The organism is Campylobacter ureolyticus, from assembly GCF_013372225.1.
Taxonomy (GTDB): domain Bacteria; phylum Campylobacterota; class Campylobacteria; order Campylobacterales; family Campylobacteraceae; genus Campylobacter_B; species Campylobacter_B ureolyticus.
The window spans coordinates 1,386,346-1,400,692 of sequence record NZ_CP053832.1 but is presented as its reverse complement, the minus strand read 5'-3'; the positions used below and the strand labels follow the sequence as shown (position 1 = coordinate 1,400,692).

General features: G+C 30.0%; 10 protein-coding genes. 3 read left to right on the top strand and 7 right to left on the bottom strand.

Features of this window, described 5'->3' with window-relative positions; all coding sequences use genetic code 11:
- Positions 1 to 60 precede the first annotated feature (60 nt).
- Positions 61 to 6,957 carry a hypothetical protein gene (locus CURT_RS07055; RefSeq protein ID WP_018712724.1) on the top strand — a complete coding sequence of 2,299 codons (6,897 nt, stop codon included), beginning with the start codon at positions 61 to 63 and terminating at the stop codon, positions 6,955 to 6,957.
- A 262-nt stretch (positions 6,958 to 7,219) separates the two neighbouring features.
- Positions 7,220 to 8,194: an agmatine deiminase family protein gene (locus CURT_RS07050; protein WP_026320302.1), complete on the top strand. Its 975-nt coding sequence runs from the start codon at positions 7,220 to 7,222 to the stop codon at positions 8,192 to 8,194.
- A gap of 14 nt (positions 8,195 to 8,208) precedes the next feature.
- Here the strand turns inward: CURT_RS07050 and CURT_RS07045 are convergent, their stop codons facing one another.
- A complete protein-coding gene (locus CURT_RS07045) occupies positions 8,209 to 8,652 on the bottom strand; it encodes a hypothetical protein (protein ID WP_018712722.1) in 444 nt (147 codons plus the stop codon).
- A gap of 49 nt (positions 8,653 to 8,701) precedes the next feature.
- On the opposite strand from CURT_RS07045, the gene CURT_RS07040 reads away from it, so the two are divergent.
- On the top strand, positions 8,702 to 9,295 hold the full coding sequence (locus CURT_RS07040; RefSeq protein ID WP_018712721.1) for a hypothetical protein: 594 nt from the start codon (positions 8,702 to 8,704) through the stop codon (positions 9,293 to 9,295).
- Positions 9,296 to 9,327: 32 nt separating this feature from the next.
- Here the strand turns inward: CURT_RS07040 and ychF are convergent, their stop codons facing one another.
- Genes ychF through lepB form a run of 6 tightly spaced genes read right to left on the bottom strand, consistent with a single transcriptional unit; the run spans position 9,328 to position 14,345 of the window.
- Positions 9,328 to 10,431 (bottom strand): redox-regulated ATPase YchF, encoded by a 1,104-nt coding sequence (gene ychF / locus CURT_RS07035; protein ID WP_018712720.1) that lies wholly within the window; start codon positions 10,429 to 10,431, stop codon positions 9,328 to 9,330.
- Positions 10,428 to 11,885 (bottom strand): leucyl aminopeptidase, encoded by a 1,458-nt coding sequence (locus tag CURT_RS07030; RefSeq protein WP_018712719.1) that lies wholly within the window; start codon positions 11,883 to 11,885, stop codon positions 10,428 to 10,430. Before CURT_RS07030 ends, ychF begins: the two co-directional genes overlap by 4 nt.
- A 24-nt stretch (positions 11,886 to 11,909) precedes the next feature.
- The gene (locus CURT_RS07025; protein WP_018712718.1) at positions 11,910 to 12,497 is read right to left on the bottom strand and encodes a DedA family protein; all 588 of its coding nucleotides are present in this window, start codon (positions 12,495 to 12,497) and stop codon (positions 11,910 to 11,912) included.
- Positions 12,498 to 13,052 carry an adenine phosphoribosyltransferase gene (gene apt / locus CURT_RS07020; RefSeq protein ID WP_018712717.1) on the bottom strand — a complete coding sequence of 185 codons (555 nt, stop codon included), beginning with the start codon at positions 13,050 to 13,052 and terminating at the stop codon, positions 12,498 to 12,500. It lies immediately after the preceding gene.
- Between the two features lie 9 nt (positions 13,053 to 13,061).
- Positions 13,062 to 13,496 carry a ribose 5-phosphate isomerase B gene (gene rpiB / locus CURT_RS07015; protein ID WP_018712716.1) on the bottom strand — a complete coding sequence of 145 codons (435 nt, stop codon included), beginning with the start codon at positions 13,494 to 13,496 and terminating at the stop codon, positions 13,062 to 13,064.
- A gap of 12 nt (positions 13,497 to 13,508) precedes the next feature.
- The gene (lepB, locus tag CURT_RS07010) at positions 13,509 to 14,345 is read right to left on the bottom strand and encodes a signal peptidase I (protein WP_018712715.1); all 837 of its coding nucleotides are present in this window, start codon (positions 14,343 to 14,345) and stop codon (positions 13,509 to 13,511) included.
- Between the last annotated feature and the right edge of the window lie 2 nt (positions 14,346 to 14,347).

The following is a 14,347-nucleotide window of genomic DNA, read 5'->3' as shown; positions in this document are numbered from 1 at the left end:
ATTTATAAAAGCTTTAAAATTTAGAGTTTTTATAAATTTAAGCCTTTTAAAGGAGAAGTGATGAAAACAAATGTGTTTTTTAAATGCGTATTAGGAGTTTCTACTTTTTTAAGTTTGACTCTTGCGCAAGGAGTTAATGAGTATGGTATGCTTCCATGCCCAGATGGCACAAACAATTGCCCACCAGCAGGATATGGCGCGCCAAGAGGTGATTTGATAAGAACAAAAGATAGCACTAATAATGTTGTTTATTATCAAACTAATTTGTCTTTTTCTCCAGAAGTTGGTTCTTACTCATCTTTTACTGGTAATCCGCTTGATAATAATGGATTTTCATCTTTAGTATATGGTGATTACTCCATTACAGGTAATACTATTATGAATTTTAATAAAAAAACTGATTTGGATAACTCTAGTTCATACATGCTTACTGAATTAAACAATAAATATTTAAATAGTTCGATGGCATCTTTATATTTGCCAGACAGTATCGAGCCTAAATATATAAAATATGCTACTCTTACTTGGATAGGAAGTATCCATAAAAACAACCTTACAGGTAAAATAAACAAACAATCACTTGTTTATTCATGCAGTAAAGAAGATAATATAGTTGTTAGAAAACAAGATAAAGCAAGGATAGACCATCAAGACTTGATTGAAGTTTGCCTTAACAGTCAATTTAAAAATAATGTTTCTTGTGACGAAATTCCATATAAGATAAAAGATGGTATTTACTACCCAAATCCCACTACTAACGATAATCGTTTTAATTTAAATGATTACTATAAAAATATAACATATAATCCAAATGCCAATGTCAATAACAACTTTAAATTTGCTTGCCTAGAGCCAGGAAGACAGAAAATGAGAAAAGTTGACTTAAAGCTTATCGATGATGATGTTATAAAAAACTGTAAAGAAAAATATAACAATAATAAAAAATGTAATGATATCTTTAAGGTTTCCAATAGTGGATACTATACCCCTATATCATATAATAATCAAAAAAATTCAAAACTTGACTTTAAATGCACAGCTGAGAGTTATACAAGCATTCAAAAGAAAAATTTAAATAAAGCATATTATAACCCTAAAATGGTTCAAGAGTGTAAAAGGCAATTTCCAGACCAGGCTTCTCAGTGTGATAATATTATAAGTACTAAATACTACACACCTACACTTAGCTATAGTATAGATAATTATGAACAAGCTCAAAGAAGAAATAAGTATATTCTAAAAAATCAAATTCATTATACCGTTAGAGAGCTTAAAGAAATTTGTGTAAAAAGTGGTAATAGCAAAGAGGATTGTGACAGTATAGATGAAAATTTTAATGGGGGAATAAAGAGATTTTACAGACTTGCTGGTTGGCTTGAGTGTAGAAAATCTATTGGGAGAAATAAATGGGCTGTTGATTATGATAAATGCTATATAGATCAGCCTGCTAACAAAAAAAATCCAAAACCATTTGGAAATCTTGATGAGGAAATAGATACCATAAAAATACAATCTATTAAAATAACTTTAGGCGATAGTCATTGTACAAATAATCCTAATGATTGTGAAGAGGTAAAAACTTGTAAAAATTATACTTTTAGCGGTGGCAATATCAACATAGATGACTATTGTAGTAAAAACCCTGAGTCATGTAGTGAAGTAAATACTTGTAAAAGATATACTTATGGCTCACAACCTATAAATTTAAATGATTTTTGTAGCAAAAACCCAGCAGAGTGTGAAAGAGTTAAGGTTTGTAAACAATATAGCTTACGCACTATATCTTCAACTATAACACCTTCAAAAGGGGATAATAGAAATCTTGCAAGTATATCTGAAAAATACATAAAAGATTACAATAAGATGAATTTTATAGCTGGCGGTCTTGAAAAAGAGGTGTTTGCAAAAGATGAGGATATAGACTATATATTTAGTTATAATAATGCACAAAATCAAGGTGGTTTATGGTTTGTGTATTCAGCTAGAGCAGATGTTACTGACTTTTTAAAGCAAGCATTAGCCAATACTGATAAGAAGTCACTTAAAAAAGAAGGCAATATATTATTATTTCCTATAGCAGGAGCTAATGTCAAAGCTACGGATGGAACAGTTTTAAACTCTGGAGGAGCATATGGGGATGGTGTTAGTTTCTGGAGCAATGGATCATTTATCTATGGTAGTGCAAAAACTGCTAATTTTGGCTCTTGGGCATTAACTGTTGTCTACGATAGAGGTAGTATGCCAAGTAAGTCATCACCCCATTATGACTTTTATAAGCCTAAAGTTGTGACTATACACAATGGTTTTGCCACTTTGGTTCATGACTTGCAAAAAGAAAATGATAGTAAATTTTTAAATATGGTATTTGATGGTTTTTATACGCCAAGACAAGATAAATATGATGCAAAAGTTAGCGTTTACGCTGTATCAAATGCAAACTATTCTATAAGGTTTGGCGATGATGAGGCAGCTCCATTTAAAATTTCTAAATATGGAGATTTTTCAAATATGGTAAATGTCTATAATATCCTTAATAATAGACATTCATATAGTGGTGGTATCTCTATGGTAAAACCAGGAGCTCATGGTGTTGAAAAAATAGATAGTGATTTATACAAGTCAATATCTATAAATACATCTATGTTAAACTCTACAGATAAACAAATATATATGAAAAAAGAACAAACTAAACTTAAATTTAACTATGGAGTTAAATCAAGAAGAGTAGGTAGTACAACATATGCAGAGCAGACTTACCCAAGTGTTTTTGCATTCTCAACTGACCTTTATGTGCCAGATGTTTGTTACTATAATACAGTTTATAATAGTGCTGGAAAGAGCTCAAGAGGTGCTGGTTTTGTTGTAAGAGAGGGTGAGACAGTAAAAAATCAAGTTTATTTTACTATAGCTGATAATTCAGAAGCTGAAGATGCTAGTGGATTAAAAGTAAAAGCTAAACTATCAGATAATATAATTTATTCAAATGATTCTATGAGGATAGACAACTCACTCACTGAGACAGGTCCAAATGACTTTATCGACTCAAAATTAAAATATATGAAAGATAATCAAAAAGGGCTTTATGAAGATGAGGAGCATACAAATTTAATCCAAGCTTATAAAGATAAGCAATTTAACAAATACGATGGTAATTATCTGTCATTTTTTATAGGAGATGGTGCTGGAAATGTAAATGGCAATAATATCTCAGGTGGATCTTTAAATAAAAATAAAAAAGACAAGGTTTATGTAGAATACAAGACAAGAGTTGGAGGATACTATGAAGAACCTAGTTTTACATATGATTTTTCATTAAAAGGTGTTGAGCTTAATTATAATATTTCTATGGCTAAGTGCCCATCTCCTAGCGGTAAAACTGAGTGGGAAAATATAGTTGAAGTAGTTCCTCTTGATGGAGTAAAGGTAGTAAATGAGGACTTTAAGAAAAAAGGAGATTACGAGGGTCTTTACACCCAAGTTGCAAATGAGCCATTTGATCTCAAGATAAATTATGATGTAAATATTACAGGCAAGTCCGATGATTATCTTAGCAAGCTTTTAAGTGACAAAAAGATTTGTATTCTTCTAGGATATACTGAGCAACAGTGTAGCGATGAGGGCTTTATGAAAGGAAAAGTTGGCGAGTTTAATAAAAAAAGAGACGAATTAAATGAAGAAATTCAAAAACTAGTTTCTGAAATTAATAAGGTTAATGAAAATATCGCCAAAAAACAAAGTGAGCTAAATACGGTTTTAAAAGAGCTTGAGATAACAAACACGCAAATAGGAGACTTAACAAAAAGAATAGCTGATTTGAAAGTTGCTATTGAGCAAAAACCAGATGATGAAAGTTTAAAAAATGAACTTGCAAATCTTGAATCCGCTAAAGAAAAAGCTGAAGCAAATAAAGCAAATTTGGAAATTAAAAAGAAAAATTTAGAGACTGAAATTGGCGATTTAAAAGGCAAGCTTAAAACAACTCAAGATAACAAGGACAATAAACAATCTGAGTTAGGAAAACTTGAAAGTGGTATAAGTGGTGAGATGACTAGAAGAGTAGGAAGACTTGATGGTAAATTTGAAACTACTTTGGTAACATTGACAGAGCTTGGCGATAGGCAAAATAATTGTAAAATAGCAAAAGAAAATAAAGATATACATTTTAATCATTATCAAGATTTTGCCATAAAAGAAAAATCTTTCAAAAATGAAGCAACAAATATGGATACTATAATGTATATCAATAAAAATAAAGGAAATTGTGCAGACTTAAAAAAAGGTTGTTTCTATAAGTCTAAAGAAGTAAATGCGTTCTCATCATTTGAATATTTTACAAATGACAGCGATAAGGATAAAATTATTGATATGAAAAATATCGTTGTTGGTTTTGCAAGACCTGATTATACTTTTATAGTAAGCTACCTGCCATCAGGAGCTGAAATTTTAACATCTTGTAAGCAAGAATGTATTAGTAGATATCATGATGAGCCAGCAGCTACAAAAGATAGTAAAATAGAAGCATGCCAAAATGTTTGTATAGATAAGCATAAAAAGCGCATAGAACAAGGCAAAGGCGAAATAGATGAAAAGTATCTAAACGAATATAGACTTGATATTTGTGCAGGAGATACATTTGCTGTAAGACCTGCATATTTTAAACTTAACAAAGAACTAAATAAAGATGAGACATACAATCTTGGTGGAAATAAACTTCATGAAAGCTTTAAAGATAATATCTACCCATCAGATAAGGGTGGAAACTATGTTTTAGGATATGAGTCTTTACTTATTCCTGATGATTCAAACATAACAGCCAACAGCGATCCAAATTTTACTAAATCAGCTATTTTATCAACAATTGTGCCTGATAGTTGTAACCTAGATGAAGTAAAAGATGTGGTTAGGAATGCGGATGGAAAAAGTATAAGTTATGGTGGGGATAATAAACCTACCGGAAGTAATACATTATGGGGTAATGCAGTTAATGCTTCTAATAACTTAAGAGTTGATTTTAGATCCATCGATAAAAACGGTAAAGATAAAAATGCAACAGAAAGAGCATTTTACAATGAGACAACTAAGGCAAATAGTCTAAGTGACTTTCAAAAAGCAAGTAATGATAAGAAAAAATTTGCCAATATAGACTTAGGATCTTTAGGAAAGCTTAATTACTATAATATCGGTTATGCGAAGATGAGACTTACTGACTCATCATGGACCAAATATGATAAACCATACTTGGATAAAGAAGTAAAAAGCTACAGTTACAATAAAGATAAAGACAGCAATAAAGTCGGTGCATATATAGGCTTTAAAGATCAAGAGCTAAGCAGTATAAAATCTATCGGAGATAATGTTAAAAACAAATATCTAATTCCTGAGGATTTAGTGCTTAAATTTACACACGACAAGATTATGGTCTCAGTTTTAGGTATAAAAGATAAGATAATAAAGCAAGATCCTTTTAGAACAGACGAGATTTATACATACACATTTTTTAACACAAATCCTGATAATATGGGAGCAAGCCTTGATTTAAACGTTACTGCTGCATCTTCAAAGGCAAGTGTTTGTGTAGATAAAGAGTGTTTAAAAGATAAGGGAGTTTATAAAAATTTAGAAATTTATCCAACACTTTATCACAAAGGTTGTTATGCTAGAGACATTGAGTTTGGATTGGATTTTGCGTTTGATTGTAATAAAACTGCAAGCGATGAAAGATGCAAGTCATTAGAAGTAAATCCAGAAGGTAAGAGAGGTTATTGTGATACTCACAACCTAAGTTCTGAATGCTACAAGCCAGAAGCCGGAACTAATAAATTTGGTAAGTTAAAACATGGACTTGTCTATTCATCAAGTATTAAAGATGGAAATATATCCATTAATAGTGAAGTTAAAGTGGAAGAAAAAGATGGTAGTAATGGGAAAAAAACTATCACAAAGTATGGTGAAGTTGCTGTAACAGCAAGTAAAGAGGGTTTTGATAATGCAAAATTTGAACTTCCTCTAAAATTTAACTTCAAAAGATTCCAAGGTAAAAATGACCGTATTGATCCTAAACTTATTTATGCTGATGATTTTATAAAAAGCAACAACGTCGCTTTTGAAGAAAAAGATCTTCGTACTGATAAAAAAATAGCTTCTAGTGAGGTTTTAACAAAAGGAATAAAAGCTAAGGGTAGAATTTTCAAAAAATTTAATAATGAGATTTTAGAGATTAGCGACTCTGAAACTAAGAGGTATGATGGTAACAAAAAAGACAATGATGGAAATTTTCTAACCCTTGAAAATGGCAAATTTGTAGATGTAAACCAAACATCTAAAGCTACTTTTTATTATGGATATATTAACGCTGAAAAAAAAGAGTATCCTCAAGAAGATAGTCAAAGTGTAGATGTTGATGTGTACTCTATGATTTATTATACTGGAAATGTAGATGCCGCAAAAGCTACCGACTTTGCAAAAAATAATCTACCTATCATAGATAGCAATATAACAGCAAAAGCAGTAAATAGCGATGAAAGACCAAAATTTTTCCTTAATAGGTTTGAATACTATAATAGTTTAGCTGGTATAACATCTAATGACTTTGTTCCACTTAATGGTTATGTGAATGATAATGTAGAGGGATTGACAGGTAGAAGACAAATGCAAGATATAAATAATATGTATGAAAGACTAACTCTAAGCGTTGTACAACCTGATAATAAAGATGAAATTGTTGAAGTTCATGTTAAGCCTTGGTTTATCTATAGTGGAGAAGATATAAATTATAGCGATAACTTTAATATCTTTAAGATAATAGTTGAGAGTAGAAATATAGCAAATTGGGGAGGAACTGGACAAGTAAAAGATGGTGATATAGTGGGTAGATATCTATATAATGAGGGTAATGCTTCATCTTCAAAAGATAGAATTAGAAATTTAAATACCCTTGATAATGCAATTAGCTGGTAGCAAGCTATAAATAAAGATAGGTGGCTTTTGTCACCTATCTTTAAAACTCTTAAATTTGATTTATTAATTTGTATATATTACTTCATAATTTTATTATTAAAAATCTAATTTTATTTTAATTTTTGTTTATTTTTGTAACATTTTTTATTTATTTAAGCTTAAATAAATAAAAAAATATTAATTTAAGTCTATTTTAAAATTATAAGTGATAAATTAACATTAATTAAATAGTAATTTAGTTTAATTCTATGAATGGAGAGCCATTATGAGAGCTATTGCTGAATGGGAAGCCCAAGAGGCTATATTTTTATCACTCCCACATTATAATACCGACTGGAATGAATATTTACTTGATATAATGAAAAGCTATGTAGTACTTGTAAAAGCTTTAAGTAAATTCCAAAAAGTATGTCTTATATCTCCAAGCAGAGAGGATTTTGAATATTTTTTTAAAGATATTTCAAATTTAAGTTTTTATGAAATAGACACAAATGATACTTGGATAAGGGATTATGGTGCACTAGATGTTGAAAGTGTTGGAAGGATAATAAGTTATAATTTTGAGTTTAATGCTTGGGGTGGAAAATTTCAAAGCAGTAAAGACAATAGTGTTAATTTGGAGCTTTATAAATATTTTAAAGGCGAGCTCAAAAATATAGATCTTATTTTAGAGGGTGGAAGTATTGATTTTAACGGCTATGGAACTATGCTAACAACCACAACCTGTCTATTAAATGATAATAGAAATAATTTTTCTAAAACTGAACTTGAAGATAAATTTAGATCTCTTTTTGGCATTCATACAATTATTTGGCTTGAAAACGGCTTTATAAAAGGCGATGATACAGATAGTCATGTTGATACTTTAGCTAGATTTATTACTCGTGATACGATAGCATATTCTATTTGCGAGGATAAAAATGATGAGCAGTATGAGTCATTAAAGCTTATGGAGGATGAGTTAAAAAAAACAGGCTTTAAACTTTTACCATTACCGCTTCCAAAACCTATTTTTTATGATGATGTTAGACTTCCTGCAACTTATGCAAATTTCATCTTTGTAAATGATGCTTTGATAGTACCAACTTACGAAGATAAAAATGATGAGATAGTTTTAAACTCACTTAAAAAAGCTTTGCCAAATTTAGAGATTATAGGCGTTGATGCAAGAGTTTTTATAAGGCAAAATGGCTCACTTCACTGTGCTAGTCAAAATAGATTTTTAGGAAATAGATAAAAATATAAAAATAGTTATTTAAAACGTAGTTCTAACTCTGCGATTTGAAACATTAACTCCACACTATTTTTTAAATATGATAAATTATCTTTATGCGTAAAACCTAAATAATCTTGATTTATAATAAGCCAAATAGGTGAGTTTTCTACATATAATGCATTGCAAATTTCATTTTTAAAAGTCCTAACTTCAAACATCACAGTAGCTCGTGGCTTAAGCTTAACGCAAATTTCATCTTTTATTTTAAAAACATACTCTTTTTTTTCCTCTTTTGGGTCTGCATAGTCGCTATTTTCATTCATAGCATTAACTAAAAAATATATAAAATCACTTACAACTCTTTTTTTAGTATAAGAAACTATATAATCATCTCTTTTTTGGATAATGCTTTTTGAAATTGAAATATTTGCTATTAAAAAAGTTATAATTAAGATAAAAATTATAAAACCATTTTTCATAAATATCCTTAAAATTTGATATAATTATAACAAATTTAAAGGTTTTTTTATGTATTATATCTTACTACTTTTAGGTGTGGTTTTATTTTTAATTTCAGTTTTTATTTTGACTAAAAGTGGCTCAAATAGAAAGTTTAAAGGATATTGGGAATTTTGGCCTTGTGTTATTTCAAAGGTAAGTCTTTTTATGCTTTTAGCAAGTTGGGGACTTTGTGTGATTTTTGATGATGATAATATTTTTAGGTCAACCAAACACCAAAGTAGAATTTACTGTTTTGATGAGAGTAATCCACTTTGTGTTGGAAATGTAATGCTTGTAAGTGATAATGCAGTTTATTTAATGGTCTTTTTTTCTTTGGTGTTCATTTATTTAGGATTTTTTGTTTTAAGTGATAGTTTGGTAGAGATTAGAAAAGATAAGGTTATAAAAAAGTGGAGTTTGCTTGGATTTTCATATAAAAAAGAGATAAATTTTGAAAATCTTGAGATGAGCTATAGAGGTAATAATATAAAATATGGCTTAAAAATTAAAGATAATAGTAAAAGTTTTAGCTTTTTTTATGTCTGTTTTCCTTATAAGATTAAAGATATTATTATGGTTGAAAGGCTTATTTTAAAAGCTTTAAAGCCAAATTCAAGCTAATAAATTTGGCTTTAAATTTAATTAAAATTTTTTTAAACATTAAACCTAAAGTGCATTACATCGCCATCTTGAACGATATAATCTTTGCCTTCAAGTCGCATTTTACCGGCTTCTTTAGCTCCATTTTCACCACCACATTCTATAAAATCATCATAGCTTATAACTTCAGCTCTTATAAAGCCTTTTTCAAAGTCATTGTGTATCACACTTGCAGCTTTTGGAGCTTTCCAACCATTTGTGATTGTCCAAGCTCTAACTTCCACAACTCCTGCTGTGAAATAGCTTATTAGGTTAAGTTTTGCAAAAGAACGTCTTATTATCGCATCAAGTCCGCTTTCTTCTGCTCCAAGACTTTCTAGCATCTCTTTTGCTTCTAAATCATCAAGCCCAATTAACTCTTCTTCTATTTTTGAGCATAGTTTCATAACTTCTGAGTTGTTTTTTTGTGCATATTCTTTTAATGTTTTAACATACTCATTATCATTTTGTATTGACTCTTCATCTACATTTGCTGCATATATTACATCTTTTGCCGATAAAAGTCTAAGCTCTTTATTAAGCTCCATAAAAGTCTCGCTTTCAAACTCATTAAAACTTCTTGCAGTTTTTCCATCATTTAGATGTTCAAGTAGTAAATTTGCCATATCTAAAAGCTCTTTTGCTCCTTTTTTCCCAGCTTTTACCTCTTTGCCTAATCTTTCGATTTTTTTATTTAATTGTTCTATATCGGCTAAGATAAGTTCCATTTCTATAATTTGTATATCACGAACTGGATCAATGCTACCTTCAACATGTGTAATATTTTCATCATCAAAGCATCTTACAATATGTAAAATAAGCTCAGTTTCTCTAATATTAGCTAGAAATTTATTTCCAAGCCCTTCGCCTTTACTAGCGCCTTTTACAAGTCCTGCTATATCTACAAACTCTATTGTTGAGTGTTGAATTTTATTAGGTTTTACTATCTTAGCAAGTGCATCAAGTCTTACATCTGGCACTGGAACAATTGCTTTATTTGGCTCTATTGTGCAAAATGGATAGTTTTGAGCTGCTGCATTTTGTGCTTTTGTTAAGGCGTTAAAAGTTGTTGATTTGCCAACATTTGGAAGTCCTACGATACCAACTGATAAACTCATTTAGCTTCCTTTGCAAGTTCTAATAAATAATATAAATTTGCTCTTACGCCTGCTCCTGTTGCACCAAAAGAGTTATATCCCCAAGCTTTTTCTAGATAAGCTGGTCCTGCAATATCAAGATGAATCCATTTATCTTTAAATTCATCTTTTATAAACGTATCAAGGAAAAGTCCTGCTGTTGTAGTTCCGCCATATCTACTGCTTGAGGTGTTGCTAACATCAGCGATATTGCTTTTAATAAGCTCTCTTAAATAATCATTAAATTCCAAAATTGTCATTAGCTCACCGCTATCTTTTGTAATTTCCTTATACTCTTTTTTAAACTCTTCATTGTTTCCTAAAAGTCCTGTTGTAAACTCCCCAAGTCCTACAACGCAAGCCCCTGTTAAAGTTGCCATATCAATTAAAATATCTGGTTTAAAATCTTGTGCGTAGCTAAGACAATCAGCCAAAACTAGTCTTCCCTCAGCATCAGTATTTCTTACTTCAATAGTTTTTTTACTTCTTGAGATAAGTACATCATCAGGCTTATATGAGTTTCCTCCTATCATATTCTCAGTTGCACCAATTATTGCATGAATTTCAAAAGGAAGTTCAAGTTCAGCAGCTCCTTTTATAATACCCATAGCAGCTAACGCTCCACTTTTATCGCTTTTCATTGTAAGCATATAATCACTTGGTTTTAAGCTAAGTCCACCACTATCATAAGTTAAACCTTTTCCTACAAAAATAACTCTTTTTAGGGATTTAACTTTTGGAGTATATGTTAGATGAATTAGCCTAGGTTCGTTCGCACTTGATCTATTAACTGCTAAAAATGCGTTCATATTTTGCTCTTTTAAAAATGATTTATCATAAACCTTGCAATCAACTCTATCATATCTTGCTGAAAGAATTTGTGCTTCATCGGCCATTTTTACAGGTGTGTAAATTTCAGGTATTTCATTTACACCATTTTTTGCGTAATTTGTAGCCCTTGCTATGATATCACCATTTTTAAGTCCTAAATTTGCCTTTGTTTCATCTACTTCTTTATCTGCAAATTCCTCTGATGAGATATAAATTTGATTTAATAAATACTTAGTTTTTTCACTTTTGTATTTTGTAAATTCATAACTTCCTAAGATAAAGCCCTCAGCCATAGCTTGAAAAGTTTTTTTAGTACATTTACAAAGATATGAGTTAAGTTTTACACTTTTTATATTATAAGTTTTTAAAGAGTTATAAATTTGACTCATGCAAACGCGGATTTTGTCATAATCAAGCTCTTTAATACCAACATAAATTCTTTTTTTCTCAGGCAAAACTAAAACTTTATCCCCTTTATAGTTAAAAAATTCAAATTTATCTTTGTCTTTTACAAATTTGTGATTTAAATCTTTATTAACAACTAAAATTGCCTCAAAATCAGCTGAAATTTCAGCTAAAGGTTTGTTTAAAAACTCTATTTTCATTTTTATCCTTTCATTGTTTTTTATCTATTTTTTCTTTTTTAAAAAGCCTTTTTCCATTTGCTTAAAGCCATAAAATAGTAAGCCAAAAAATAACACTATTATAGGTAGTGCTACATACCAATGTTTTTCTATGAAATTTACAAAATGCCAAATTTCATCACCAAAATACCATGCTAAAATTATAGTAAAAAAAGCCCATGAAAAACTGCTTATTAAATTTATAAATGCAAATTTTTTTTGGTCATATCTAGTTATGCCAATACTCATTGGTATGATTGCACGAAAACCATAAATATAACGCTGAAAAAATATAATCCACCAATCATACTTTTGTAAAAGTAAATGTGCGATTGCAAATTTACGCTTTTGAGAGCTTAGTTTGTTGGTTATAAATTTTTTATTATATCTACCTATAAAAAAGTAGAATTGATCCCCACAAAATGCTCCAACTCCCGCAACTACTATGGAAATAGGAAGATTAATATATCCTGAATGAGCCATAACTCCTGCTAAAATAAGACCAATTTCGCCCTCTATCAAACACCATACAAATAAAACAATATATGCGTATTCTTGATATTCAAGCATTAAACCTTTTAAAAATTCTTCCATTTAAATCTCTAAAATAGAATAAACTTTCGTCATATTTTTTAAAATTTCACTTCCTTTAAATTCGCTTTTTAAATTTATTAAAAAACAGGCTTCAACGCACTTCGCTTTTGTTTGGTTAATAAGCTCAACTGAAGCTTTTGCAGTTCCTCCAGTTGCTATTAAATCATCTATTAAAAGAACTTTTGCATCATTTTTATTTAAAAAAGCATCAATGTGAATTTCTACTTCATCAACACCGTATTCAAGACTGTATTTTTGCGAAAGCGTAATATATGGAAGTTTATGTGGTTTTCTAATTGGAACAAAAGGAACTCTTAATCTTGCTGAAAGTGCTGCTCCAAAGATAAATCCACGACTTTCAATACCAGATATAAAATCTAAATCATAACTTTTATATCTATTTTCTAAATGATCCATTAAAAAATTAAATGCTTCTTTGTTGTTTAAAAGGGTTGTAATATCTCTAAAAATAACACCTGGTTTTGGGAAGTCTTTTATGGCTCTAATTGAGTTTAAAAGATATTTTTTTTCATCATTAGTTAAAACATTTTGCATTTTAGTCCTTTAAGAAAGTTTCTTAACTCTTCGCTCATGTCTACCACCTGCAAATTCTGTGCTAAAAAATATTTCGCATAATTTTTTAGCCATTTTGCAGTCTAAAATCCTTGCTCCAAAAGCAAGCACATTTGCATCGTTGTGTTCTCTTGCCATTTTAGCAGTAAATTCATCATGGCACAATGCACAGCGAATAAATTTATCTCTGTTTGCAGCTATACTTATGCCTATTCCAGTTCCGCAAATAAGCACTCCATAGCTATTTTTAACGCTTTTTAATTTTTGCGTTAGAATATATGCAAAGTCTGGATAATCCACACTTTCATCTGAATTTGTCCCAAGATCTGTAACTTTGTATCCTAAGTTTTCTAAAAACTCCTTGCAGCTACTTTTTAGTTCTAAGCTTGAGTGATCTCCTGCTATAAAAATTTCACTTATATTCATAAAATTTTCCTTTTATGGTTGATCGTAGATAAACTCTTCTTTATTTTCAAGAGTATTTACTGATCTTCCTATCCTTTCCCAACGAATTTTTTTATCTTTATCCCAGCTAAAATATACAAACCAAGGCTTTCCAACTATAAATTTATATGGCACCGTTCCCCAAAAACGACTATCATCTGAGTGATCCCTGTTATCTCCTATCATAAAAAATTCATTTTCAGGCACTTTTATATAATATGCATTAAAATTAAGTCCATTATCAAGTTTTCCAAGCCCGTCAACTATGGCTGGCTGCATAGCGAAACTACCATTTGCAAGGTGTTTTAAAGTAAGGCTTAGTAAATTTACTTTTTCATCGTAGTGAATGCCTTTATTTTTATAAGGCTCTTTTACAAATTTTTTACCATTTAAAATAACAATATCATTTTTATCGTAATTTTTATCTATAAAACTATCGCCCTCATGTGGTCTTAGATATAAATTTTTTATAGTAAAAATAACTTCATCACCACCAACTGCAAAATTTCTTTTTACAAAATGTATTTTTTTATTTAACGGATAGCGAAATACAACAATATCTCCTCTTTGTGGTTTTTTGCCTTTTATAAAGTGCCCATCTTTATTTAAATCTGGCAAAACAGGCACTTCAACCCATGGAATATGAGGAGTTGGTATGCCATAGCTAAATTTCTTAACAAATAAAAAATCACCAATTAAAAGTGAGTTTTTCATAGAGCCACTAGGGATTACGAAAGCCTGAGCAAAGAAAAATATCACAAATAAAACTATTACAATAGTTCCAGTCCAGCTTCCTGAAAAATTATAAATTCTACTTAAAGTTTTTTTCATTT